This window comes from Paenibacillus thermoaerophilus (assembly GCF_005938195.1).
GTDB lineage: Bacteria > Bacillota > Bacilli > Paenibacillales > Reconciliibacillaceae > Paenibacillus_W > Paenibacillus_W thermoaerophilus.
This window is the reverse complement of record NZ_VCQZ01000018.1, coordinates 25,252-52,219: the sequence shown is the minus strand read 5'-3', so window position 1 is coordinate 52,219 and position 26,968 is coordinate 25,252. Positions and strand designations below refer to the sequence as shown.

The 26,968-nt window shown below is 57.4% G+C and carries 20 protein-coding genes and 1 pseudogene; all 21 read left to right on the top strand.

Annotation, left to right across the window (positions count from 1 at the left end; genetic code table 11):
- Positions 1–4 precede the first annotated feature (4 nt).
- Positions 5–2,182: an NAD-dependent epimerase/dehydratase family protein gene (locus FE781_RS12885; protein ID WP_138790042.1), complete on the top strand. Its 2,178-nt coding sequence runs from the start codon at positions 5–7 to the stop codon at positions 2,180–2,182.
- A gap of 3 nt (positions 2,183–2,185) precedes the next feature.
- Positions 2,186–3,088 (top strand): hypothetical protein, encoded by a 903-nt coding sequence (locus FE781_RS12880; RefSeq protein ID WP_138790041.1) that lies wholly within the window; start codon positions 2,186–2,188, stop codon positions 3,086–3,088.
- A gap of 1 nt (position 3,089) precedes the next feature.
- Positions 3,090–4,922, top strand: a complete 1,833-nt coding sequence (locus FE781_RS12875; protein WP_138790040.1) for a DUF2194 domain-containing protein — start codon at positions 3,090–3,092, stop codon at positions 4,920–4,922.
- A gap of 4 nt (positions 4,923–4,926) precedes the next feature.
- Positions 4,927–6,366, top strand: a complete 1,440-nt coding sequence (pelF, locus tag FE781_RS12870) for a GT4 family glycosyltransferase PelF (protein ID WP_138790039.1) — start codon at positions 4,927–4,929, stop codon at positions 6,364–6,366.
- The gene (gene pelG / locus FE781_RS12865; RefSeq protein ID WP_138790038.1) at positions 6,342–9,449 is read left to right on the top strand and encodes an exopolysaccharide Pel transporter PelG; all 3,108 of its coding nucleotides are present in this window, start codon (positions 6,342–6,344) and stop codon (positions 9,447–9,449) included. The genes pelF and pelG overlap by 25 nt, the downstream gene beginning before the upstream one ends.
- Positions 9,450–10,166 (top strand): polyphosphate polymerase domain-containing protein, encoded by a 717-nt coding sequence (locus FE781_RS12860; RefSeq protein ID WP_138790037.1) that lies wholly within the window; start codon positions 9,450–9,452, stop codon positions 10,164–10,166.
- 8 nt (positions 10,167–10,174) lie between these two features.
- Complete coding sequence (locus FE781_RS12855) at positions 10,175–10,855, top strand: DUF4956 domain-containing protein (protein WP_138790036.1); 681 nt, start codon at positions 10,175–10,177, stop codon at positions 10,853–10,855.
- A 284-nt stretch (positions 10,856–11,139) separates the two neighbouring features.
- Complete coding sequence (locus FE781_RS12850; protein ID WP_138790035.1) at positions 11,140–12,519, top strand: FAD-dependent oxidoreductase; 1,380 nt, start codon at positions 11,140–11,142, stop codon at positions 12,517–12,519.
- Positions 12,516–13,511, top strand: coding sequence for a zinc-dependent alcohol dehydrogenase (locus FE781_RS12845; protein WP_138790034.1), 996 nt, complete (start codon positions 12,516–12,518; stop codon positions 13,509–13,511). Before FE781_RS12850 ends, FE781_RS12845 begins: the two co-directional genes overlap by 4 nt.
- A gap of 21 nt (positions 13,512–13,532) precedes the next feature.
- On the top strand, positions 13,533–14,588 hold the full coding sequence (locus FE781_RS12840) for a GNAT family N-acetyltransferase (protein ID WP_138790033.1): 1,056 nt from the start codon (positions 13,533–13,535) through the stop codon (positions 14,586–14,588).
- A 30-nt stretch (positions 14,589–14,618) separates the two neighbouring features.
- A complete protein-coding gene (locus FE781_RS12835; RefSeq protein WP_246068167.1) occupies positions 14,619–15,632 on the top strand; it encodes a Gfo/Idh/MocA family protein in 1,014 nt (337 codons plus the stop codon).
- 172 nt (positions 15,633–15,804) lie between these two features.
- Positions 15,805–16,866 (top strand): Gfo/Idh/MocA family protein, encoded by a 1,062-nt coding sequence (locus FE781_RS12830; protein WP_138790031.1) that lies wholly within the window; start codon positions 15,805–15,807, stop codon positions 16,864–16,866.
- Positions 16,859–18,799: a ligand-binding sensor domain-containing protein gene (locus FE781_RS12825; RefSeq protein WP_138790030.1), complete on the top strand. Its 1,941-nt coding sequence runs from the start codon at positions 16,859–16,861 to the stop codon at positions 18,797–18,799. Before FE781_RS12830 ends, FE781_RS12825 begins: the two co-directional genes overlap by 8 nt.
- Positions 18,800–18,896: 97 nt before the next feature.
- Positions 18,897–19,856: an ABC transporter permease gene (locus FE781_RS12820; protein WP_138790029.1), complete on the top strand. Its 960-nt coding sequence runs from the start codon at positions 18,897–18,899 to the stop codon at positions 19,854–19,856.
- Positions 19,857–19,868: 12 nt separating this feature from the next.
- On the top strand, positions 19,869–20,750 hold the full coding sequence (locus FE781_RS12815; protein ID WP_138790028.1) for a carbohydrate ABC transporter permease: 882 nt from the start codon (positions 19,869–19,871) through the stop codon (positions 20,748–20,750).
- A gap of 68 nt (positions 20,751–20,818) precedes the next feature.
- Positions 20,819–22,366 (top strand): extracellular solute-binding protein, encoded by a 1,548-nt coding sequence (locus FE781_RS12810; protein ID WP_138790027.1) that lies wholly within the window; start codon positions 20,819–20,821, stop codon positions 22,364–22,366.
- Between the two features lie 117 nt (positions 22,367–22,483).
- Positions 22,484–24,310: a sensor histidine kinase gene (locus FE781_RS12805; protein ID WP_138790026.1), complete on the top strand. Its 1,827-nt coding sequence runs from the start codon at positions 22,484–22,486 to the stop codon at positions 24,308–24,310.
- Entirely contained in the window at positions 24,300–25,388 is a 1,089-nt protein-coding gene (locus FE781_RS12800; protein ID WP_170209536.1) for a response regulator, read from the top strand. Before FE781_RS12805 ends, FE781_RS12800 begins: the two co-directional genes overlap by 11 nt.
- 20 nt (positions 25,389–25,408) lie before the next feature.
- Positions 25,409–26,275 carry a sugar phosphate isomerase/epimerase family protein gene (locus FE781_RS12795; RefSeq protein ID WP_138790024.1) on the top strand — a complete coding sequence of 289 codons (867 nt, stop codon included), beginning with the start codon at positions 25,409–25,411 and terminating at the stop codon, positions 26,273–26,275.
- Positions 26,276–26,288: 13 nt separating this feature from the next.
- The gene (locus FE781_RS12790) at positions 26,289–26,477 is read left to right on the top strand and encodes a hypothetical protein (RefSeq protein ID WP_138790023.1); all 189 of its coding nucleotides are present in this window, start codon (positions 26,289–26,291) and stop codon (positions 26,475–26,477) included.
- A gap of 130 nt (positions 26,478–26,607) precedes the next feature.
- A pseudogene (locus FE781_RS17830) lies at positions 26,608–26,874 on the top strand (helix-turn-helix transcriptional regulator); the annotation flags it as partial.
- Positions 26,875–26,968: the final 94 nt, after the last annotated feature.

Sequence of the window (26,968 nt, the reverse complement as noted above, 5' to 3'; positions counted from 1 at the left end):
GACAATGAATGTATTGATAACGGGGGGATACGGCTTCATCGGTTCCCATGTGGCGGACAGGTTCCATAAGGAAGGGTACGAAGTATACATCATCGACAATTTGTCGACCGGGAACGCGAGTCGGATCACCTTCAAGCACAAAGGGTACAAGCTGTCTGTCCAAGATGGCAAGTGCGAGGAAATTTTCCGTATGGGCAAGTTCGACGTTGTCGTGCATCTGGCGGCGCAGACGAGCTCCGAGGTTGCTCGCGCGAACCCGGTCCGGGACGCGGAGACGAATCTGCTCGGCCTCATCAACATGCTCAATCTGTCAGTAAAGTATAACGTACCCAAGTTCATTTACGCCTCCAGCGCTGATGTATACGGCGAGAAGACAAATGTGCCGATCCGGGAGGAGGAGACTTGCACCCCGGCTTCGCCCTATGCGCTCGCCAAGTGGATTGGGGAGATATACTGCGGCAAGTGGCGCGAGATGTACGGTCTGCAGACGATTGTCTTCCGCATCTCGAACGCCTATGGTCCGCGACAATCCGAACGAAGCGGGGTCGTCTCCGCGTTCCTGAACGGAGCGCTGTCCGGAAAGCCGCTTCACGTTTATGGGGACGGCAGCGAGACGCGAGACTTCATCTATGTAGAGGACATTGCGGATGCGATCTATCGGGCTTCGCTTTCGCCAATTGCCGGGACATATAACCTGTCGACGGGCATGGGCACGAGCGTTAACGAGCTTATAGACGCGTTCAAGGAATTGCGGGATATGGGAGAGGTCGTTTACAACGACAGGCGTCCCGGAGACATCGGCCAGTCTGTACTGGACAACGCCAGCGTCAAGCGCGACCTCGATTGGTCGCCTATCTACGGGATCAGAGAGGGTCTTAAACGAACATACGAGTACGCCGTACGGCAGCAGCAGGCGGAGACGCAGCAGGCGCAAGCCGCTGCCGAGGTGCAGTCCGCGGCTGCGCCCGCTGTCCGTTCCGTGTTCAGGCGACTGTTGCCTTATGCCGAGAACCTGCTGGCCTTCCTTCTTACGGCATGGCTGACGCTCGGCCAGCAATACAGCTCCTACGGCACGATCGATGTGAAGCTGTTCTACATTACGATTATGGGCATTATGTACGGCAACCGCCAATCGATTCTGGCCGTCTTGTTGTCGACCGGGCTGTTCGTCTACCATAAGACGCTGGGCGGGCGTGAACTGGTTGCTCTGATGTACGATCCCGACTTCTTCTTCCGAGTCGCGATCTACTTGTTCATCGGGTTGGTCGTCGGCTATACAATCGAGCGTAAAAACGCCCAAATTCAGCAGCAACAGCAGCAGCTTCAGGAAGTCGAGGGCAAGTACGAGTTTCTGAGCGGGATCTACGAAGAGGTGCGGGAGGTGAAGGACGAGCTGCAGCAGCGGATTCTGAATATGGGCGACAGCTACGGCAAGATCTACTCCGTCACCAAGGAACTGGAGAGTCTGGAGCCCGAACAGGTGTTCCATGCGGCGGTCAACGTCGTTCGATCCGTTACGCAGGCGTCGGAAGTTTCGATTTACGTCGTCAATCGCAACCGCGCGTATCTGCGCCTCGTCGCACACGCCGGAACGAACCAAGCGGTCCGGTCGCTCAAGGTTGAGGAGCGCGAGGATATGGCCATGGTGCTGCAGGACGGGAAGCTGTATGTTAACAAGCAGCTAAGCCCCGACCGGCCTCTTATGTGCGCGCCCCTCTATTATCGGGATCAGATCGGGGCGGTTGTTGCGATTGACGGATTGCCGTTCGATAAATTTTCGCTCTATCACCAGAATCTGTTCAAGATTACGTGCGACCTCGTGTCTTCGGCTTTGACGAAGGCCTTCGCATACATGGAAGCGACCGAGAACCAGCGTTATGTCGAAGGCACGTCTCTGCTGCGGCCGGAAGCCTTCCGGGAGATTATGAGGGCGAAGAAACAAGCGATGGAGCAGTATCGGACTCCCTTCCTGCTGCTGCGGGGCGAAATTCCCGGCGACCTGCTGTTTGAGACGGCGAATCAGATCGAGGGAATGCTCCGTGAGACGGATTACACGGGATTGGACGAGAAGCAGAGACTGCTCGTCCTCCTCTCCAATACGAACCCGGAGGATGCAAGCCGCGTGATCGAGCGCTTCGCGGAAAGAGGCATTATCTTGGGCGAAGTAAAAGAGGCGGTTTAGGGCATGTGGGTCATCGGATATATGATTTATGTTTTTGTAGCGGCGTCCCTGTTGGCTATACGGTACCGGAATTCGAAGAGAGAGTGGCTGCTGCGGTTCGTTCTCGTTGCGGTATTCCCGGTCATCGGATGGCTTTTTCCGTTGTTTTGGCCGGACGCTTTTCGACGGGAACCCAAGGAGAGGTTCGACGATTACGTCAATCGGCAGCATGAAGTTCATAAGCAACGCCGTTCGTTCGGGCTCTACGCCCGAGTCGGGCCGTCGAAGGAACTCGATGTAATCCCGATCGAAGATGCGCTGCTTGTGAGCGAACATCAAGACCGGCGCCGGGTTATGATCGATGTCCTCAAGCAAGACGCTACCCGTTACGTGGAGATTCTGCAGCGAGCCGTAAGCAACGAGGATACGGAGACATCCCATTACGCCGTCAGCGCCATCATGGAGGTCAAGCGCAAGCTGCTGATTGCGCTCCAGGATTTATCGGTCAAGTACGAGAACCATAAAGACGACGTCTATCTGGCGCGGACGTATGCCGAAGTCTTAAAGGGCTACATCCGCAGCGGATTTATGGACGAGCGCACTCTGATCAAGTATCGCTATGAGTACCTCGACGTTTTGCGCAATCTGACCGCTCAGACGGGTGGACCCGATTCCGAATGGGCCTATCAAGAGAAAGTGGGGGTCGAGCTTGAGCTCGGCCTTCTGTCCGATGCCGAATCTACCGGCATCCAATACATCGAGAAGCATCCGATGAGCGAGGAAGCGTACTTGAGTCTGATTCAGGTTTACTACGTGACGAAGTCGCCGTCCAAGTTGTGTGAAACAATCGGCAAGCTGAAGCAAACCCCGGTGCGCCTGTCCAATCGTGCCTTGACGATCGTCCGGTTCTGGTCGGAAGGAGCATAACATGAAACAGGCAATCCGGTTCAAGCGTAACGTATACATCATTATCTTGTTTATCCTGGCGCTTGCCGCATTGATCCAGTTATCCAGATCGGAGTTCATCCTCAAGTTCAGCCAAAAGGAACAAGCGGTGGAGCGTTACAAGGATCTGATCGCGCAAGTGTCGGGAGAAACCGTCAAGCCGCTGACGTCCGGGAACTATTGCATAGCCTATAAATCCACCGACGACCAAAGCATGAAGCTACGTGACAATACCATCCGTACGCTCGCCTACATGAAACGGCAGGCGGTTTCGTTTGATCTCGCCGCGCAAAAGCTCGATTACGGCGGTTGTTCGGTTGTGTTGATAGCGACCGGCGATTTGGATGCATTGCGTAACGGCTCCCGGTTGGAGGATTACGTCTACGGAGGCGGCGCGGTTTTTTTTATGCAGATGCCGGAGAACGGCGATTATTTCAAGCAACTATACAGAAAGCTCGGTATTTTATCGTTCGATGACGGACAGCTCACATCCGGGATTCATCTCACATCCAACGTTCTGATCGGGGAGAAGGGGCTTAAGACGGGAGAAGATTTCCTGATCCATGTATCCAGTCCCGTGGAGATCGACAAGGAGTCCGAGCTGCTGGCCCAGAGCATCGAAGGCATCCCCCTCATCTGGAAGCGGCGGTACGGGGAGGGAGTGTTCGCCGTTTACAACGGAAATGTGCTTCATCAGAAAGGCAACAGAGGTCTGATCACAGGGGTAATCAGTCTGTTGAAGAACGACTTTCTCTACCCGATTTTCAACTCCAAAGTTTTCTATATCGACGATTTTCCGGCGCCGATCAGGAAAGGTCTCGATGCGTCTCTCTACAAGCAATACGGGTTGGATATTCCTGGTTTCTTCCAGAATATCTGGTGGCCGGATATGCTGAAGGCGGCAAGCCGGCATCATATCAAATATACGGCGGCCGTCATCCAGTCTTACCAGGATAATGTTGTTCCGCCTTTTCACGACCCGGAGGATGAAGAACGCCATCAACTGATCGCTTACGGCCGCGAAGTGATCAAGAGCGGCGGCGAAGTTGCGATCCACGGCTTCAATCACCAATCTCTGCAGATGGATGCGGACAATGCCGGCTACTTCGGTTACAAGGTATGGCCTGGCACACGGGAGATGGAGCTGTCCATCCGGGAAGTGCTGAGTTATGTGGAGACGGCTTTTCCGAATTACAAGGCGATGTCGTATGTGCCGCCGTCTAATGTGCTGTCGAAGGAAGGGCGCGAGGCGCTGAAAGCGGCATGGCCGAACCTTGCTGTGATCGCCTCCCTGTACGACACCGATTATTCGGGACGCGCATACGTGCAGGAATACGGGCTGGCAGAGGACGGCATCATCGAAATGCCCAGGATCACATCCGGATATTTCGAGTCGCCCTATACCCGATGGCTGGAAGCGAACGCGATTACTTCGCTCGGGTTCTTCTCCCACTTCCTTCATCCCGACGATCTGCTGGACGAGACGAGGAGCCGCAATCAGACGTGGGCGCAACTGTATGAAGATTTCTCGGCCATGCTTGAGCGGTTGGATCACACATATCCGTGGCTTCGCTCTATGACTTCGACCGAAGCCGGGTTCGACATGGTCGCTTCGCTGTATTCGGACGTATCGATCGAGCAGACCGCCGATGAGATCGCTGGAACGGCAGAACGCTATGTCAGTCCGTTGTATTTCATCTTGCGCTCGGAACGCAAAATCGCGAAGCAGTCCGGCTGTACGGTAAATAAGATCGACGAGGACACGTATCTGGTTACCGTACACGGGCCCCGATTTTCGATTGGATTAGGGGGGTGATACCATGAGAATCTGTATCATCGCGGAAGGTTCGTATCCCTATGTAACCGGCGGTGTATCCAGTTGGGTCCATAATCTGGTGCGGCAGATGCCCGAGCACGAGTTCGTTATCTATACGATCGGCGCGCAGAGCAAGCTGCGAGGCCAATTCAAGTATACGCTGCCGCCCAATGTCGTCGAAGTGCGGGAGACGTTTCTGGACGTCTACCTGGAGGAAGAAGGCGATTGGGGCAGACGCTATCACATCTCGCCGGAGCAGAAACGGAATATGCAGGCGCTTCTTGGTGCGGACTATCGAATCGATTGGAACGCGCTATTCGAGCTGTTGAGGGGACGGCAGTTCCGCAATGCGGCGGATTTCCTGTCGAGCAAGGATTTTTTCGATCTGCTGGAAGAGCTGTGCAGTACCCACTATCCGCTGGTTCCGTTCACCGAGATGTTCTGGACGGTTCGGTCGATGATTTTGCCGCTGTTCATGACGATCAGGGGCGACCTTCCCCGCGCGGATCTGTACCACAGCGTATCGACAGGGTATGCGGGGATCGTAGGGGCGCTGGCCAAGCATGTGCATGGAAGCCCGCTGCTGCTTACGGAGCATGGGATCTATACGAGGGAGCGGGAAGAGGAGATTATTAAGGCGGACTGGGTACGAGGCTACTTCAAGGATCTGTGGATTCAATATTTTTACAGGCTGTCCAACTGCGCATATGAAGCGGCGGACCGCGTCACAACGCTTTTCAGCCGCAATCGCGAGATTCAGATCGAGCTCGGATGCGATGCGTCTAAGATCGACATCATCCCGAACGGGGTGAATACCGAAGACTATCGCGATCTGCCCGCCGGACCGCAGGACGGCAAGATCCGGATCGGCGCCATCGTGCGGGTCGTGCCGATCAAGGATATCAAAACGATGCTGCAGAGCATGGCGTTGATCAAGCGCGAGGTTCCCGAGACCGAGTTCTATATCATGGGGCCGTACGAAGAGGACGAACCATACTACGAGGAATGTTTGCGGCTGGCCGAGGCGCTGGAGCTGACGGATGTGCATTTTACCGGCTCGGTGTCGATCAAGGATTATCTCGGCCGTATGGATCTTCTCCTGCTGACGAGCATCAGCGAGGGGCAGCCGTTGGCGATTCTGGAGGGAATGGCAAGCTCCAAGCCTTATGTCGCGACTAACGTAGGCAGTTGCAGAGAGCTGCTGTACGGACTGGATGACGGCATCGGACCCGCAGGGTGGATTGTGCCCGTTATGCATGCCGAGCAGATCGCCCAAGCGGCAATCCGGCTATGCAAGGACCGGGAGCTTCGCGAGGAGATGGGCCGCAATGCGCTGCAGCGCGTGGAACGAAATTACCGCCAGACGGATGTGATCGCCAGTTATCGGCAATTGTACGCGGTGATGGGAGGTGAGAGCCAGTGGCCGGTATCGGTTTCGAATTGAGAAAGCTGTTTCGCGAACAAGGTCTCGTTCACAATGTAAAAGCTTATGCCTACTCGTCGCTTACAACGGTGGGTCCGATGATCCTGTGCATGTTCCTGATTGCCGGCTTGCGCGGCATTATGAAGTATTATGACAACAGCTACACCGAGTGGGAGTTGTATATTGCGACGGTTTCATATTGCTTCGTATTCTCGATTGTGTCGACAAGCGGGATCTCGATGGTGCTGACCCGTTACGTGGCGGATATGATCTATCAGAAGAAATACGACCGGCTGATGTCGTCCTATTACGGTTCACTCATCGTCATGCTTCCGCTGACCGGCGCGGTTGCCTGGTTGTTTGTCGGCGGCGTGTCTGCGGGGCCGCTGTACAAGTTGGCGGCTTACTTGTTTTTTATGGAACTGGTCGTCATTTGGCTGCAAGGGGTATATCTGTCCGCCCTCAAAGATTACATTCGCATCGTCCGCGGCTTTGTGATCGGCGCGGCGGTTTCCTTATTAATCGGTTGGCTGCTGTTCCTCCTGACGGAACTGCAACCGACAACTGCGGCGCTGGCCGGCATCGATATCGGATTTTTCGTCATTGCCGTGCTGTCGTTCCGGCACTTCGAACAGCGTTTTCCGCGTGGAAAGGCGGAGCATTATTTTGAATTCGCAGCTTATTTTCGCAAGTACCCTTCGCTGTTTTTCGCCGGTTGCTTCGTTTATTCGGGCGTATACTTGCATAATTTTGTCTATTGGTTTGGAGCGGACGGCGTGACGATCGCCGATCGTTTCCGCGTGATGCCGTTTTTCGATTTGCCCGTATTTTATGCCTTTATCAGCGTAATGCCGACGCTCGTGACATTTGTCGTGTCAGTGGAGACGTCGTTCTACGAGAAGTTCCGATCCTACTACGTCAATGTCCTGAACGAAGGGACGATCGACGAAATCCGTTCGGCCCGCAGTACGATGCAGAAGGTGCTCATGCGCGAGATCAGCTTCCTGTTGGAAGTGCAGCTTGTGTTCACCGTGCTCGCGCTGGCGCTCGGCAACAAGCTTTTGCCCAAGATCGGGTTCACGATGGCGCAACTGGACCTGTTCAACATATTGGTGCTGGCTTATTTCTTCTACATCGTGCTGTTCGTGTTGACGCATATCCTGATGTATTTTGACGACCGCAAGGGCGTCCTGCTGATCGGAGGGCTGTTCGTCGTCCTGAATATGGGCTTGACCGTTTTCACGATGCGGCTCGGTTATGACGGGCTCGGCATGTTTGCCGCTTCATTCCTCTCGCTGGCCGCGGCAAGCGCCCGATTGCTGTATGTGCTGCGGAATATTGATTACTTTACATTCTGTTCCCAGCCGATCAATCAAAGCGAAGCGACACGCAAAAAAACGTTCTTCAAAAAGCCGCGAGCCACGTTGTCCGTCCTGCTGCTGCTGCCCCTGATTCTGGCGGCTTGTTCGGCAAACGGACAGGAGAGCGGAGCGGACGACGATGACCCGCCGCCGGTACGTGTGGCGACGGGTTCGGGAGACAGGCTGACAGAGGATAAACGGGTCTACGAGCGGGATACGGATAACGAGCTGAAGACGCTGTATATCACGATCTTGCCGGACAAATCCGGCAGCGGCCAGCCTCTTGACTGGTATGGCCTGAATCGCCTTCCTTCCCGAATGGAAGACGGCAAGCTCGACATCATCGTGCAGGAGGGAGCCGCCGACGGCAGCGGTCCGAAGCCGGGCATGTTCGGTTACGGCGAAGAAAAAGCCAATGCAAGCATTACGCTGCGGGGCAGTACGGCCTGGTACGCCCCGCAGAAATCGTACCGGATCAAGCTGAATGAAGAGGCGGGATTATGGCTCGATCAGCGTACGCTGAATTTGAACAAGCATTCGAGCGATTTGTCCCGTTTGAGAAACAAGTTAAGCTTCGACCTGTTCGAGCGAATCCCGGATATTTCGAGCTTGCGCACCCAATTCATACACTTGTACGTCAAGGACTTGACGACCGGCAATAACCCGTCGGCCGCTTATGAGGATTACGGTCTGTATACCCATGTCGAACAACCGAACAGACGGTTTTTGCAATCCCATATGCTGGACCCGAACGGGTATTTGTACAAGGTGGTGTTTTTCGAATTCCAGCGATACCCGGACAAGATCAAGCAAATTGACGATCCGGACTACGACAAGAAGGCCTTCGAACAAATTCTGGAGATCAAGGGACGCGAGGATCACGACAAGCTGATCCGCATGCTGGAGGATGTGAACAATCCCGCGATTTCGATTGAGACGGTTATCCAAAAGCATTTTGATTTGGACAATTTCTTGACCTGGACGGCAGCCAATATCCTTATGGATAATATGGATACGGACGCCAACAACTTTTATTTGTACTCGCCTCTTAATTCGGACAAGTGGTATTTTCTCCCGTGGGACTATGACGGCGCCTGGGAGCTTCAGCGCAACAATACCAGCCTTCATCCGTACCAGAACGGCCTGAGCAACTATTGGGGTTCGGTGCTGCATAACCGTTATTTCCGCGATATGTCGCATGTGCAGCAACTGAAGGATAAGATGAACGAGCTTGCCAAGATCATCAACAAAGAGAACATTATGCGGCTATTGGACAGCTACAGCCGCGTAGTGGAGCCCTTTTTGTACCGGCAGCCCGACATGAATTATTTGCCCGGACGAAATCAGGACTTCAAGAAGGAATTGCAGACGATCGCCGACACGCCTGAACGAGCGCTGGCCCGATTCCTGGAGGACCTGGAGAAGCCCAAGCCGTTTTATCAGGACGATGTCGTGCAGGAGGACGGCAAGTTAATATTCACGTGGGGACTTGCGTTCGACTTGCAGGGGGACGAGCTTGCTTATGACGTATCGGTTTCCAAAGATCCCCGGTTCACCCAGGTCGTGGCCGGCAAATCCGGCCTCAAGGAGAATCGGCTGGAGATCCCCGCGCTACCCGCCGGCATGTATTACTGGAAGGTGACGGTTCGCGATAGCGGCGGCCACGAACAGAATTCGTTCGATTATTATTTGGACGGGGACGGAGAATATCACTTCGGCATGAGGGAATTCGAGGTGAAGTAAGTGCACAAAAGCAAGCGGACGTTCCGCACGGAGCACAAATACTATCTTCATGTGCACGACTATTTGTCGATCCGCTCCCGCATATCCGCCGTATTGCCGATGGACTCGCATTCGATTCAACCGGACGGCTACTGCATCCGCAGTCTGTACTTCGACGGTCCGCACGACCATGCGCTGTATGACAAGAATAACGGCATATTCAGCCGAGAGAAGTACCGTATCCGCATCTACAACGGAAGCGACGATGTGATCAACCTGGAGCGCAAAAGCAAACGCGGCGACTTCGTCTGCAAAGAATCCGTGCGAATCAGCAGAGAAGAATACGAGCGAATTCGGGCGGGGGACTGCGAGGCGCTTAAACAGCGGGATTCCGAACTGCTGCGCGATTTCCATGCGGCGCTTGCGTATCGGGCATTCCGTCCGACGGCCATTGTCGACTATTGGCGCGAGGCTTATGTTTACGAATACGGCAACGTGCGGATTACCTTCGACAAGAAGCTGTCCTCGGGGATCAACACCACCGATCTCTTCGACGAGCATTTGTCGCTGCAAGAAGCGATCCCCGCAACGCGGACGATTATGGAAGTGAAATTCGACTCCTTCCTGCCCGATATGATCCGCCAGTTGATCCAGCCGGTAAGCCATCTGCGGTCGTCGATTTCCAAATATGTGATTTGCCGGGAGATTCGCCTGTTGCATTTCAAAGAAAAAGGTTGAGGTGCGGTATGAATGATGTAATCAATTTTCAGGATATTATCAAAAAAAGCTTCCTGCATCTGGAATCTTTCCGGAACGTGTCCTATATCGACATGATCCTGGGGCTTACCTTCTCGTTTCTGATCGGCATGTTTATCTACATGCTGTATCACCGGACATTTCGGGGGGTGGTATATAGCTATAACTACAATGTGTCGTTTGTCCTGATGACGATGATTACGGCCCTTATCATCATGACCATCAGCACCAATATCGTGCTCTCGCTGGGCATGGTCGGCGCGCTCAGTATTGTCCGTTTCCGGACCGCGGTCAAGGATCCGCTCGACATCGTCTATATGTTCTGGTCGATATCGGCCGGGATCGCCTGCGGGGCGAGAATGTATCCGTTGGCGGTCGGCGGTTCGCTTGCCATCGGAATTGTCGTGTATTGGCTGTCGCGGCGCAAGGTTCGCGGTCAGCCTTATCTTTTGATCGTACGCCATACGGAGGAAGCAACCGATCAGCTCCGCGCAGCGCTGCGTCAGTTGAACGGAAAGCTGAAGTCCAAGACGGTGCGCAAGGGCTTCACCGAGCTTACGATTGAGATCGTGATGTTGGACGACAACACGGCCTTCATGCAGAAAATCAGCGAACTGGCCGGAGTCAGCGACGTATCGCTGATCAACTACACCGGCGATTATGCACAGTAACCTCATTCATGGTTGGACGATGCCATCCCATTCCCGCTATTTAACGGAGGGGCTCATTCTTGAAGATCAGCGAGTTTTGTCGGGAACTGCGTCGTTTGATGCTGCCTCCCTAATCCTTAATATCACGCTGCAAATCCGAATATCGCCTCATTGTCCCGCTTTCGCTTCGATCCTACAATGAGGGAAACCGCGGGCGGCAGACGCAAAACACCGCATGCATTTGAAATCGCGGCCGCGCGCCGTATATGACAGACGAGGGCGCGATTTGGAGAGAGGGTCGGACGATGAACGAATATCGCGTAGACGTGGCCGTCCTCGGAGGCGGGCCGGCGGGCATCGCCGCCGCCGTCGCCGCCGCGAGGAACGGGGCCCGTACGCTTCTGGCGGAGCGTTACGGATTTTTGGGCGGCATGTCGACTTTGGCGCTGGTTTATCCGTGGATGACGTTCCATACCGCGGCGGGCGAACAAGTGATTCGGGGCATCGCGCAAGAAATCGTCGATCGCCTGATGCGCAGGAATGCTTCGCCCGGCCATCTTCGGGACACGATCGGGTTCGTGCATACGCTGACGCCGTATCATCCCGAAGCGTTTAAAGTTTTGGCGTTCGATATGCTGCAGGAAGCCGGCGCCGAGCTGCTGCTGCACGCCTGGGCGGTCGACGCCGATTGCGTCGGCGGAGAACTGCGGAGCGTCACGCTCCAGACGAAGTCCGGCCCTGTTCGCGTAAGGGCCCGCATGTTCGTGGACGCGACGGGAGACGGCGACATCGCCGCCTTCGCGGGCGCGCCGTGGGAGCAAGGCAACGCGAACGGCAAAACGCAGCCGATGACGATGAAATTCCGGATGCGAGGAGTCGACTTCTCCGAGATCAAAGCGTATATGCGCCGCCATCCGGAAGACTTCTACCGGAAATCGTTGATATCGGAGCTGGACCGGCTTCCGCTTACGGGCGTGGCGGGCTTTTACAGCAAATGGCGGGAGGCGGCGTTGCCGATTCCCCGGGACGGCGTCCTGTTGTTCGCCGGACCCGGCGAAGACGAAGCGGTGGTGAACGTCTCCCGCGTTTCCGGCTTGAACCCGATGGACGCCCGGGACTTGACGTCTGCCGAAATCGAGGGCAGACGCCAGGTCGAGATGATCGAAAGCTTCCTCCGGCAATCCATCCCCGGATTCGGGCGGGCGCGCGTCACTCAGGTCGGTACGCAGATCGGCGTGCGGGAAACCCGGCGCATTGCCGGAAAGTACGTGCTGACCGGCGAGGACGTGCTGACCGGCCGTCGTTTTCCCGACGCGGTGGCGAGAAGCGGCTACCCGATCGACATTCATCAACCGGAAGGGAAAGGCGTGACGGAAGGCTTCATCGAGGCGGGGGGCGCCTACGACATCCCGTACCGGTGCTTGCTTCCGCAGGGCGTGTTTAATTTGGTCATGGCCGGCCGCTGCTTGTCCGCGTCGCACGAGGCGCAAGCGACCGCCCGGCTGACGCCGAGCTGCATGGCGCTCGGGCAAGCGGCCGGCACGGCGGCGGCGTTGGCCGCCGCGGACGGGCGTTCGGCGGAAGACGTGCCGATCGAGCTGCTGCAGGAGCGTTTGCTGCGCGGCGGAGCCGAACTCGGGCTCGATCACGATATTACACCTGAACCACGGGAGGGAGCCTCTTGAAGGCGGTAGCAGCGAAACAGGGACGAATTGTTGTCATCGACGCGCAGGAGCCGGAGCTGTTGCCCGGTCACGTGCTCATTCGCACGGAATACTCGGCTATCAGTCCGGGCACCGAGATGAGCATGTTGAAAGCGTCCGGCGAGACGCCCGTCATCTTGGGGTACAGCGCGGTCGGCATCGTCGAGCGGGTCGGAGAAGGCGTGACGGGATTCGCGCCCGGCCAACGGGCGGCATGCTACGGGGCGCCGTATGTCCGGCACGCGGGACTGCTGGCCGTGCCGGCCAATTTGGCGGCGGTCGTGCCGGAGGGGGTGTCTCCCGAGGAGGCCGCGTTCGCCGGATTGGGCGCGATTGCCATCCATGCGCTGCGGACCGCCGATCTGCGGTTCGGCGAATCCGCGGTTGTCGTCGGACTCGGCCTGCTCGGCAACCTGACCGCGCAGATCGCTTCCGCCGCGGCGTTCCGCACGATCGGGCACGACCTCAACGAGGACCGCGTCCGGCGGATGCGGGAGCTTGGCGTCCCCGCGTTCGCGGATCAGAGCGAGCTGGAGGCGAACCTGCCCCGGCTCACCGGCGGCGCCGGGGCGGACAGCGTGCTGCTGTGCGTCGGCGGCCCCGGCGAAGCGCTTATGAACCAAGCGCTGGAATGGATTCGCGACCGCGGGAAATTGGTCATCGTGGGCGACATCACGGCGCAATTTTCGCGCGGAGCGATGTTCGCGAAGGAAGCGCAGGTGCTCATTTCGCGGGCGGGCGGCCCCGGCCGTTACGATCGGGGGTACGAGCGGGACAACCGCGATTATCCGATCGGCTACGTGCGTTGGACGGAGGGGCGGAATACGGCCGAATACATCCGATTGCTGGCGGAACGGAAAATATCGGTCGCGCCGCTTATTACGGATGTGTATCCCGTTGAACGGGCGGACGAGGCGTACCGCAATTACGCGGAGCTCGCTCCGACCGTCGGAACGCTGCTGAAGCACGGCTGACGCAAAAGAGGAGGCGCGCATATGGATATCCGTATGCTCCAAAGCGGGGAATTAAAAGAAGCGGCGCGGCTGGCTGACCGGACGTTTCGGGACGAGAGCCAGCCTTCGATGGCCGTCAGTTTTCCGTACATTTTTTCCGAGGCGGTGCAGCCGTTCTCGTTCGGCGCGTTCGATCAAGGGAAACTGGTCTCTTTCTTCGGCTTCGTTCCGTGGACCGTCCGCGTCGGCGAAGCGCGGCTGCGGGCCTTCTTCGTCGGTTCCGTCTGCACGGACCCGGCTTACCGGGGACAAGGCATCGCTTCCCGCATCCTGGAACGGATCGTCGCGTTCGCCGACGAGGCGGGCGCCTCCTTGATCTTCGTGTCGGGGTCCCGCTCGCTGTACGTCCGCGCGCATTGCTACCCGTTCGGCCGCTTCCGCCGCTACAGGCTGGACGGCGAAACGGCGGCCAGGCTGAAGCGCCAGCCGGACGCCGACGGTTATGCCGTCAGGGAAGCCGGGCCCGCCGACCTGTTCGCGATCCATGCGTTGTCTGCCGCAAGAACGGTGCGGTTCGAAGCGGACGTGAACGGGCTGGGAGCGCTTCTGAAAGCGCAGGCCGTCCCGAGCATTATGAAGGGGGAGCAGCGGGTGTACGTCGCGGAAGCCGGGAAGGAGGTCCGCGCCTTCGCCGTCGTCGCCGCAGGCGCCGAGCGGACCGCCGTTCTGGAGTGGGCCGGAGACCCCGCCGCGACCGCGGTTTTGGCGGCGGACTGCGCGCTCGGGATCGGCGGAGGGGCCGCGTTGGAGCTGGCCGTTCCCGGCGCCGACCTGGAGCTGCGCCGCAGGCTGGAGGACGCCGGCGCCGAGGCGCGGGAGGAAAACAACGAAGGTACGGTGCGCATCGTTCGGCTCGAACGGCTGCTTGAACAGCTCCGGCCGTGGCTCGGCGAACGAACGCTCCCGGCCGAAGGGTTGACGCCGGAGCAACTGACGGCGCTCTGCTTCGACCGCGCGGCTGGCGGCCACGACTGCCCGGAACGGACGAACTGGGAGCCGGTTCCGCTTCCTTATACGGGCGGATTGTACTTCATCTGAACGAATCCAATACGGATGCGAGGGAACCTCATGAACGAGAACAAACGAACCGTTCGTTTCGGCATCGTCGGCTGCGGCATCATTGCGGAGCTGCACGCGGAAGCGATTCGGGCTTGTCCGCACGCGGAACTGGCCGCGGTCATCGATATCGACCCGGAGCGGTCTCGGTCTTTTGCCGAGAAACACGGCATTCCGCACGCCTTTTCCGATTTGGGCGACATGCTGTCTTTGCCGGAGATCGACGTCGTTTCGATCTGCACGCCGAGCGGGCTGCACGGCGACGCGGCCATCCAGGCCGCCCGATCCGGCAAGCACGTGCTCTGCGAGAAGCCGCTCGAGATTACGCCGGAGAAGATGACGGCCATGATCGAGGCGTGCCGCAACGCCGGCGTGAAGCTGGGCTGCGTCTATCAGCGCAGGGCGCTCTCCGTTCCGAAAGCCGTCAAGCGCGTCATCGAGGAAGGCAAGCTCGGGAAGCTTGTGCTCGGCGACGCTTATCTGAAATACTACCGAAGCCAAGCGTATTACGACAGCGCCGGCTGGCGCGGAACGTGGGCGCTTGACGGCGGCGGCGCGCTGATGAATCAGGGCGTGCACGGCGTCGATATGATTCAATGGCTGTGCGGCGGCATCCAGAAGGTGTACGGCAGAACTGCGGCGCTCTCCCGAAACATCGAGGTGGAGGACACGGCCGTCGCCGTCGTCGAATTCCGGAACGGCGCCTTCGGCGTCATCGAGGGCGCGACGACGGTATACCCGGAACGCAGCACGCGGTTTGAAATTCACGGCGAGCTCGGCACCGTCGTCTTCGACGACAACGGCATTCAGGAGTGGCATGTTCCGGGGGAAGAAACGCCTCCGGCGAAGGACGATCCGATCGAAGGCGTCCGTTCGTACGGCCACTACCTCTTTATCGAAGACATGGCGCTCGCCGTGCTCGAAGACAGGGAGCCGATGGTTCCCGGGGAGGAAGCCCGCAAAGCGGTGGACATCATCCTCGCCATCTACGAATCGTCCTCGAGCAAACGCGAAGTGATTCTGTGAAGCACGGCACGACGGCACGATCAGGCCAACCGGTTCCCGGTTGGTCTTTTTATTTGAAAATCATAACATCGCATAACAAATAGAAAGATGCTCTCATTGTTCGGGGCCGAGGCGCGAAGCTACAATGGAGAATGTAAACGGCACCATTTCCAACATGCGGGAGTGATCACACATGTCGTCGATCAACATCGGAGTGATCGGAGCGGGCACGATATCGGAGTTTCACCTCAATGCGTACAAAGCGAACCCGGAAGCCGTCATATACGCCATCTGCGATCAGAACGCGGAGCGGGCCCGCGGCAAAGCGGAGCTGTACGGGGCCGCCAAGGTCTATACCGATTACCGGGAACTTCTCGCCGACCCGAACGTCCATGCCGTCAGCGTCTGCACGTGGAACGATTCGCACGCCGAAATCAGCATCGCCGCCTTGCGCGCGGGCAAACAGGTGCTGGTCGAAAAGCCGATGACGAAGACGGTCGAGGAGGCCCTTCGCGTGCAGGAGGCCGTCGAGCAGACCGGCAACGTCCTTCAAGTCGGCTTCGTGCGGCGCTTCGCCACGAACGTGACCGTCGCCAAAACGTTTATCGAGCAAGGGGAGCTCGGCGACATTTATTACGCCAAAGCGTCCTTGCTCCGCAGGCTCGGCAATCCCGGCGGCTGGTTCGCGGATAAAACCCGTTCCGGCGGCGGACCCCTGATCGATCTGGGCGTCCATATGATCGACCTGTGCTGGTATCTGATGGGCAAGCCGAAGGTGCATTCCATCAAAGGCCATACGTACGACAAGCTCGGCAACCGGGCCCATATTCAAAACATCAACCAATACAAAGCGGCGGACTGGAGTCCGGACGTGAACACGGTCGAGGATTTGGCGAACGCGCTGATCCGGTTCGAGAACGGCGCTTCGCTCTTCGTGGACGCGAGCTTCACGCTCCATGCGAAGAAAAACGAAATTCGCGCGGTGCTGTACGGGGACAATGGCGGGGTGGAGGTCGAGCCGGAGCTGCTGTTCGTCTCCGAAAAGCACAATACGCTGCTGAATATAACGCCGGAAATCCAGCACCGGACCTTCGATTTCGAAAACGCGTTCCAGCGGGAAATCGACCATTTCGTCATGTGTGCCAAGACGGGCCGCAAGCCGATCAGCCCGGTGGAGGACGGAACGGAGATCATGAAGATGCTGTGCGGCGTGTACGCGTCGGCGGAGTCGGGGAAGGAAATCGTGTATGAATAACCGTCTCGAACGGGTTCGTCCCGGTCCTCCCGTCGACTTGGGGGAGGTGGTCGTCGCCCGCCTCGGACAAGCGGCATGCATCGGCACGAGGTGCGACGGCTCGCCTGAGCTGTATATCGCGGCCAACGGCGCGCCGGCGACGTTTTACGCCGTCGATCTGCGCGACGGATCGGTGCGGTACGCGTTCCCGATCCCGCATTCGGAGGCGGTGTGGGGCATGACGCTCGCGCCGGACGGATTCGTCTATTTCTCCGGCACCGAAGACGGCATGCTGTACCGGTATTTGCCGGAGGAGCGGCGGACGGAAGCGTTGGGCGTCTCGCCGGCCGATCCGTGGGTCTGGGACATCGCATCGTCTCCGGACGGATGCGTGTACGGGGCCACGTATCCGAACGCCAAAGCGTTCGAATACGACCCGAAGCGCGGGACGTTCCGCGACCTCGGGCGCATGTCGGAGGATCAGTTTTACGTTCGGGGGATCGCGGCGACGGAGCGCTTCGTGTACGCGGGCATAGGAAGCGAGATGCGTCTCGTGCGTTGGGACCGCCGGACCGGAGAACGCCGCGAACTCCGGCTCGAAGGATACTCCGGGCGGCAAGGCTTTGTCGACCGCATCTGGCCGGCCGAAGACGGGAGCATCCTGTTCGTGTCCGTCGACCAAGCCGAAGTGCTCGTGTACGAGCCGGAGGCGGAGCGCATCCTCAACCGGTTCGCCGCCAACGACTTCGTAAGTCCGGCTTCTCCCGCGGACGGAGCCTATTATTTCGTCTCGGAAGGCGCGCTGTACGCCTACTCGCCGGAGTCGAACGCCGCCGCGAAGCAAGCCGCGCTTCCGTCCTCTCCCGACCAGCCGAAAATCAAGTGCATGCGTTGGATCGCGGAGCAGGACGGCTCGTTCCGTCTCGCGATCGTGACCGCCCATGCGGATTATATGCTCTACGACCCCGTCACGAAGTCGGTCACTGAAGGGCGTACGCAAATTCCGGCGAAGCCGGTTCAGTTGCAGTCGCTGGAAAGCGACGGCGCCGGGAAGCTGTATATCGGCGGCTATCACCGAAGCCTTACGATTTACGACACCGCAACGCGCCGCGTCGAACTCAGCATCCCGAACTTCCCCCAGATCGAAGGCATCGGCTTTTCGAACGGCAAGGCGTACTTCGGCACTTATACGAAAGCGAGAGTGTTCCGGTACGATCCCGAACGGGAAGCGGCGCCCGGGTCTTCGCCGTCGTCCAATCCGGCGTTCCTGTTCGCCGTCGGCCACCATCAGGACCGGCCGTTCGCCATCGCGTCCGGCGGCGGCAAGGTGTATATCGGCACGATCGCCGATTACGGGCTGCTCACCGGGGCGATCGCCGTATACGACGAGGAGAGCGGCGAGCACGAAGTGTTCCCGGGCATCGTGCCGAACCAGAGCGTCGTCGGCCTCGCTTACCGGGACGGGCTGCTGTACGGCGGCACGACCAACTGGGGCGGCTTCGGCGTCGAGCCGTCGGAGACGGAGGCGAAGCTGTTCGTATGGGATGTGCGGTCGCGGAAGCTGCTGCATTCGTTTACGCCCGACATTCCGGGGATCGACATGCCGCCCCGCATGATCGGCGAGCTTTCGTTCGGCCCGGACGGCTTGCTGTGGGGCGCGGTCGACGGCACGATTTTCGCCATGGAACCGGACGGCTTGCGCGTCGTGAAAAGCAAAACCATTTGTCCGAGCGAATACAAGTACAGCCATATTCGTCCTTATTTCTTGCGGTGGGGGCCGCAAGGCCTGTTGGTCACGACGCTGGCGCGCAAGCTGATCGTGATCGATCCGCAGACGCTCGACCACGCGATCTGGGACGAGACGCCGCTTGCGCTGATGACCGTGGGCGCCGACGGCCGCGTGTATTACAACGCCGGTTCGCATTTGATGATGAGGGAAGTGATCTTCGACTGATTTCTTAACATTGCATAACAAATCCAAATATCGTCTCATTGTCCGGGTTTGACCGCGGATTTTACAATGGGATCAGGATAAGAGAAAGGTGGTGCCCATGAATACGCAAACGACAACCGCAGCCGTGCCGAAGGCAGCACCCCAAGCCGGATTCGTCCGAACGTTAAAGTTCGTCGTCCGCCACCGCGCCTTGTACTTCATGCTTGCGCCCGGCATGCTGTATTTTCTCGTTTTCAAATACGTCCCGTTGCTGGGCAGCGTCATCGCCTTCCAAGACTACAACATTTTCAAAGGGTTCCTGGAGAGCGAATGGGTGGGCTTCAAATGGTTCGAAGAGTTTTTCACGTACCCGAACCTGAAGCGGCTGATCGTCAACACGCTGCTCATCAGCTTTTATCAGATATTGTTCGCGTTTCCGGCGCCGATCCTGCTCGCGGTGCTGCTGAACGAAGTGCGGAACATGGCGTTCAAACGCTTCGTGCAAACGGTCGTGTACTTGCCGCATTTCCTGTCGTGGACGATCGTGTTCGGATTCGTGTACATGCTCCTGTCCGTGCAGACCGGCTTGGTGAACCAGGCGATTCAGGCGATGGGCGGCGAACCGGTCAGCTTTCTCCAGAAGGCCGAGTATTTCCGGACGATCATCATTGCGAGCGGCATCTGGAAAGAGATGGGCTGGAGCGCGATCATATTCCTCGCCGCCATCGCGGGCATCAGCCCTTCGCTTTACGAAGCGGCGAGAATCGACGGGGCGAACCGGTGGAAGCAATTCGTGCACGTCACGCTGCCGGGCCTATTGCCCGCCATCATGATTTTGCTGCTGCTGAAAATCGGCCATATCATGGATCTCGGCTTCGAGCAAATTTACCTGTTCCTGAATCCGCTTACGCTCAGCACCGGCGACGTTCTCGACACGTACGCGTACCGCGCCGGCATTCTCGGCGGGAAATACAGCCTGACGACCGCCATCGGATTGTTCAAATCCGTTATCGGATTCCTGCTTCTCGTCGTTGCCAATCGGGCCAGCAAAGCCACGACCGGCGAAGGGATTTATTAAGGGGGCGGCCGCATGAAAATCAAAACATCGTTCGGCGAAAAATGCTTCGATATCGCGAACACGGCGTTTTTGCTGCTCGCCTGCCTGCTTGTCATCTTGCCGCTGATGCATGTCGTCGCGGGATCGCTCAGCGAGACGAACGCGCTGATTCATTCGCAGGTCAAGCTGTGGCCGGTCGGCTTCAACTTGGATAACTACATCCTCGTGTTTAAAAATACGACGTTCTGGAGATCGTTCGGCGTCACGTTGTTCGTCGTCGTCGTCGGCACGATGATCAATATGGTGCTGACGGTGTTGACGGCCTATCCGCTGTCGAAGCCGTACTTGAAAGGGCGGCGCCCGTTTATGCTGTACATCATCTTCACGATGATTTTCCAGGCGCCGATGATCCCGACGTATTTGCTCGTGAAAGCGCTTGATATGCTCAATACGATTTGGGCGCTGATTATTCCGGGGGCGCTCAGCGCGTTTAACCTGATTTTGTGCATTACGTTTTTCCGGTCGCTGCCCGAGGAGCTGTTCGAGGCGGCGCGCGTGGACGGCATGTCCGAATACCGCATCGTGTGGCGGATTACGATGCCGCTGTCGCTGCCGATCGTGGTGACGCTGCTGCTGTTTTACGCCGTGGCGCATTGGAACAATTACTACTCGGCGCTGCTGTACATTACGGACGCGAAGTTGCGGCCGCTTCAAATGTACTTGTACATGCTTCTCGCCCAATACGACACGAGCGATGCCCGGTCGTTCATGAGCACGATCACGACATGGGACGTGTCGCCGCAGGGCTTGCAGATGGCGACGATCATCGTGGCCACCGTGCCGATTCTGCTCATCTATCCGTTCGTGCAGAAGCATTTCATCAAAGGCGCGATGCTCGGCTCGTTAAAAGAGTGACGCCCCTCTGTTGTCCAAGGCCCATAAGCCTGACATAGAAAAGACAATCAAAAGGGAGGAACGAATGCATGAAGCAAACGAGAAAATGGCTTAGCCTGCTGACCGTCTCGACGATGCTGTTAGTCACCGCGTGCTCCGGCAGCGACAACTCGGGAACGGAGTCGCCGTCGCCCGCCGGGACGGGCGGGGATGCGGGGCAAACCGCGAAGACGCCGACCATCAAAATTTACGTTCCCGATCTGTCGAAAGCCGTGCCGACCGGGAATCTGCTGCAGGACCCGACCGTCAAATACATGGTCGAGAAGTCCGGCGTCAACCTGGACATTAACTTCCTGCCGAACGCGAACTATGTCGATCAACTGAAGCTGAAATTCGCGGCCGGCGAATTCCCGGACGTCTTCATGGGTTTCGGCCTGACGCAGGGAGATGGCGCGCTTGACAACGGTCTCGTTATGCCTCTTAACGATTTGATCGAGCAGTACGGTCCGAACCTGAAGAAAAACATCCCGCAATACGCTTGGGACGCCGTTACGATCAACGGACAAATCATGGGCATTCCGGAGCCGAGCAATACGCCTTCGTCCCGTCTGTTTTACGTCCGCAAGGACTGGATGGACGCGGTGGGCGTCACGCAGGTGCCGAAGACGTCGGACGAGTTGCTGGAGATGTTCCGGAAGTTCCGCGACGGAGACCCGAACAAGAACGGCAAAAAAGACGAAATCGCCTTTACGATGCGCGAGAAGTTTTCCTGGACCGGCGACATGATTTGGGGCATGTGGGGCATCTCCCCGTACGAAGGCATCGAATTAAACGGCGAAATCGTGCCGGGCTTCGTGCACCCGAACATGAAAAAAGGTCTCGCGTTTATGCAAACGATGTATAAGGAAGGGCTGCTCGATTCCGAATTCCTGGTGAACTCCTCATCGATCTGGAAGCAAAAAATCGCCTCCGGCCAAGCGGGTTCCTGGGGCTTCACGCCGCAAGGCGGGTACGAGTACCACAAGGTCGTCCAGGACGGACTGCCGGGCGTTGCGGTCGACGTCATTACGATCCCGACGCCGCGCGGCACCGGGTACGACGGCCCGGTCGGTTCCGTCATCTTCCCGGTGAACAAGACGTACCTGGTCATGAAAAGCGCGAAGGACCCGGCGGCTGTCGTGAAGTTCTTCGACTGGCTGTTCAGCGAAGAAGGGCAAATCTTCTCCGAGCTCGGCGTGAAAGGCATCAACTACGCGGAAGAGAACGGAAACTACTTCTACCGTGAATCGTCCGAGCAAGAGCATAAGACGGAATGGAGAGCGCTGTTCAAGATGCATGCGTACAACGAAAAGTCGTTTAACGCGCGTTACTCCGGCATCCAGCGCGAGAAAATGCAGGCGGCGATCGACATCTCCAACAAAGAGGGCCTTACGAGCTTGACGATGGGTATGCCGGCCGTCGGACAAAACTTGTTCAACTTGTACTATGAATTCCACGAGCCTGCGGCGCGAATCATCGTGGAAGGCGCTCCGGTCGACGAGACATGGGATGCGTTCATCAAGCAGTGGCGCGCCAACGGAGGTCAAGAGCTGATCAACGAAATGACGAACTGGTACAACAAAAACAAAAAGAAATAAACACGCGGCAGGGGAGGGACGGCAACGTTCCTTCCTTTCCTTTAGGCCAACACGGCACTCGGCATCGCCGTTTCGTGCTACAATGGAAGAATCACGGTTTGGCGGGAGTTCGGCCTCATGTCCTTTTTCAATCTGGTTCGGAACACCATGAAGTGGAAGCTGATCGTCGTGTTTACGGCGCTCATCTTGTTCGTCGTGTCGACGATCGGAACGGTGAGCTACTTGCAGACGTCAAATACGATCAAGCGGGATGTGCAGCGCCTCAGCGATCAGGTGCTGAAGCAGGCGAATCTGAATTTGGAACGGTATTTGATGGGGTACACGCAAAGCTTTCTGCTGCTGTCCTTTTCCCCCGAGCTGGAGAAATGGCTTCAGGTCAAAAAGGACGCGCCGCTGGATTCTTATTTGTACTTTCAGAAAATCATAGGCATCTACGTGCAGCCGTTTGTCTACCAGTATCCGGAGATTTTGTCCGTGACGCTCTATAACAACAACGGAAACGAAATCAATTATACGATCAGGCACGGGTTCAAAAAGGAATATAAGTTTATGGAAGCGGGATTGGACGCATTTATGGACGGCAACTTCACGGTGGACGTCCGATTTTCCAGGGATTACGTCGATTCGGACGGAAAGGGAATCGAGATCCCCGTGATTACGATGGTGAAAAAAGTGAGGTACGGGTCCGACACGGGGTACGTCAAGCTCGATATCGGCCTGGACCCGGCGCTGACGATCGTGAACGAGCTGGGAATCGGCAATGACGGATACGGATTTATCGTCGAAGACAACGGGAAAATTATCGCCCATCCGGACCGGTCGATGATTACGGCCCGCTTGCCGGACGATTTGCGACAGCGCATCGCGGGAAAAGAGAACGGCTCGTTTTTCCGCGAGGATACGCACGAATTCGTGTTGTTCCGGTCGATCGGATCGTCGGAGTGGAAGACCGTCGTGGTCGTGCCGTACCGGGAGTTTGCGCGAAGCATTTTTTTCATCCGCAAATTTACGATCGGCATTGCGGTTGCCGCTCTGTTCATCTCGCTGATGATCGCCATCGGCCTGTCTTCTTCGTTAACGAAACGGATCGCGAAACTGCGGAAAATCATTAAAACGACGGCGAGGGGGAAGTTCGACGCAAAAGTGGAGATCGCCGGCTCGGACGAAGTCGCGGAGCTGGGCACCGCCTTCAACGCGATGCTGGAAGATTTGGACAACATGGTGAACGCCTTGGCCGAATCGAAGGTGATGCAGCAGAAGGCGGTAATGTCCGCGCTCCAGTCGCAAATCGATTCGCACTTCCTGTACAACACGCTGGAATCGATCAATTCGCTGGCCAATCTGGCGGGCCACAAGCAAATCGAACAAACGACCATCGCGCTGTCCAAAATGCTGCGGTATACGTCGGATTACAAAAGCACCGTCGTGCCGATGCGCGAAGAGATTCAGCACTTGATTCATTATCTGGACATTATGAAAATTCGTCTGGGCGACGATTTCGAGTACGACATCCGCGTAAACCCCCGCTGCGAAGAGGCTTATTGCCTGAAAGCGATTATGCAGCCGATCGCGGAAAACAGCATGAAACACGCGAATGTCCCGTATGGCGTGCCGCTGCGCGTATGCGTAAGCGTCGACGTCGCTTCTGTCGAAGGGACGGACTATATCGTCGTGCGGATGACCGACAACGGACAAGGATTCCCGGAGCCCAAGCGCATCTGGATGAATGAGCGGATCAAGCAGATCAATTTGTCTCCCTTGCACCATCCGCATTCGAATATCGGGTTGCTCAACATCCATTTTCGCTTGAAAATGTACTACCCCCACGATCTTTGCGCAGGGGTGACTCTCGACAACGCGGAACACGATTCCGGGGCGGCGGTTGAAATCCGCTTCCCGCTGCAGACGCATGCGAAGCAGGAGGTGTCTTCCCATGTATTATAGCGCTGTCATCGTCGACGACGAGCATTTGATCCGGTCGAGCCTGTCGAAGAAGATCGGCGACTGCCGCAACGTCATCGCCGTCGGAACCGCCGCCAACGGCGTAAAATGTCTGGAATGGCTGGAGCATCATTACGCCGACATCTGCATTACGGACGTCCGCATGCCGCATATGGACGGTCTGGAATTAATCCGCCGCATTAACGAGCGGTATCCGTGGATGACCAGCATTGTCGTATCCAGCCATGACGACTTCGCGTATGTCCGCGCCAGCCTTCAACTCAACGCGGTCGATTACGTCATGAAGCCGGTCGAACAGAGCGTCTTGAACGAGTCGATCGAAGCCGCCGTGCGCAAGCTGCGGCAAACCCGCAAGGACCGCGCGGTCGCGCTGCTGGTCAAAAAACTTCCGCATCATGCCGGCATGCTGGATCGGTGGATCACGATCGTTCAAACCGTGCAGATGGAGAAGATGCACATGCTTGTCGTCGACACGCTGGAAATGCTCGAATCGTGGGTCGGCGACAACTATTATCTGTTGTACGAGCTGGCGCTCGTCTGGCTGGAGCTCGTGCTTGAGGAGATCAAGAAGGAGAAGGTCGTCCTGGAACTCGCCGCCAATCGGGAACCGGACATGGAGCGGAAGCCGATCCCGCGCGATCAGGCGAGGCTGTTTTGCCGCCTGCTGTCGGTATGGCGGCTGGAGGAAGGCGCCCAGCAAATTTTCAACGTGATGAAGTCGGTGAAAAACAACGCCACGCATCGGACGGTGGAGTTGGTCAAGCAATATATCCGGGAGCATTTCGCCGAAAAAATCAACCTGCAGGACGTGGCCGACGCCGTGTCGATGAGCCGGACGTATCTGGCCAACCTGTTCAAGCAGGAGACGGGCACAACCATCTGGAACTACCTGGTGTCCGTGCGCATGCAGCACGCGAGGGAGATGCTGCTGAACAGCTCGATGAAAAGCTACGAAATCGCGCTGCGGGTCGGCTACGAGAACAGCATCCACTTCTCGAAGCTGTTTAAAGAGCATTACGGGTTGAATCCGATGGAATACAAAAAACGCATGTTAGGCTAACGGAAGGGGAGGGGACGGACGTGGTTCGGTTCGGCATCAGCCTGTACAGCGTATCCCGCGCGATTCGCGGCGGACAGCTCACGGTGGAGGACGCCATTCAATGGATAGCCGATCAAGGCGCCGAGCATGTCGAGATCGTTCCGGCCGGCTTCAGTCTGGAGCAGGAGCCGGAGCTGATCGAGGTGATCCGCAAGAAGGCGGAGGAAGCGGGCATCGCCATCTCCAATTATGCGGTCGGGGCGAATTTTATCACGGATACGGAAGAGGCTTACGAGGAAGCGGTTCGGAAGGTCATCCGGCACGTGGATATCGCCGCGGAGCTCGGCGTGAAGCGGATGCGCCACGATGTCGCTTCCCGGCCGCTCGACCAGATCGGCATCGCGCAGTTCGAGCGGGATTTGGACCGCATGGTCGAAGCCTGCCGCCGCGTCGCGGATTACGCCTCGCAGTACGGCATCACGACAAGCGTGGAAAACCACGGCTATTACGTGCAGGCGAGCGACCGGGTGCAGCGGCTCGTGCTGGCGGTCGACCGTCCGAATTTCCGGACGACGTTGGACGTCGGCAATTTTATGTGCGCGGACGAAGATCCCGTGACGGCCGTCCAAAAAAATATCGGTCTCGCCTCGATGGTGCATCTCAAGGATTTTTACCGGAGACCGTCGTACCGGATCCCCGGGGAAGGCTGGTTCCAATCGGCGTCCGGCAACCACCTGCGCGGCGCGATCGTCGGCCACGGCGATATCGATCTGCCGGAAGTGATTCGCGTCATCAAGCGGTCCGGCTACGACGGGGATATCTCGATCGAGTTCGAAGGTCTGGAAGACTGCTTGCAAGGGACCAAAATCGGGCTGGCCAACGCCCGCCGCATGTGGGACGAAGCATAGGAGGGATAACACGATGGCAGGATGGGCTTCACTGCCGCAGCTCGTGCGGGCGGAGCTCAAGCAGCGGCGGGGGGAAGGCTGCGACGTTGCGGGATTCGAGGAACGGATCGAACGCGCGGGAGACGACCGCGAACGGCTGATGGAACTGTACCGCGAGCTCATGGAGCTCCCGGTGTCTCCATCCTTCCCGATAATCGGATGATCCGGGCTTCCATGCTGGCTGTTATATGGTCGGCGGGAAGCCTTTTTTGCGTCTTCCATCATCTGCCTGCAAGAGCGTATAATGCAAACATCGGGTTCTTTTCAAAAATATCCTAAAGGAAGATCGCTTCATGAATAAAGACTACGCGGAAAGAATAAACGCGGTCATTCAATATATCAAGGAAAACAGTTTCCGAAGACTTACCCTTGACGAATTGGCCGAGCGATCCCATTTTTCGAAATTTCATTTTAGCCGAATCTTTGCGTCTATCGCGGGCGTATCCCCGATGGCGTTCGTGAATCGGGTTCGTCTGCATAATTCCATCCGTTACTTGGCGGATACCGACAGGACCATTTTGGAGATATCGCAGCTCTGCGGTTTTGAATCGGTTGCGGCCTTTAATGCGGCCTTCAAGAAGCATTTTAATCAAACGCCAAGCGAGGTTCGAGACTACCTTCATCAAAAAAGCAAGATTTCATGGACGATTCGCA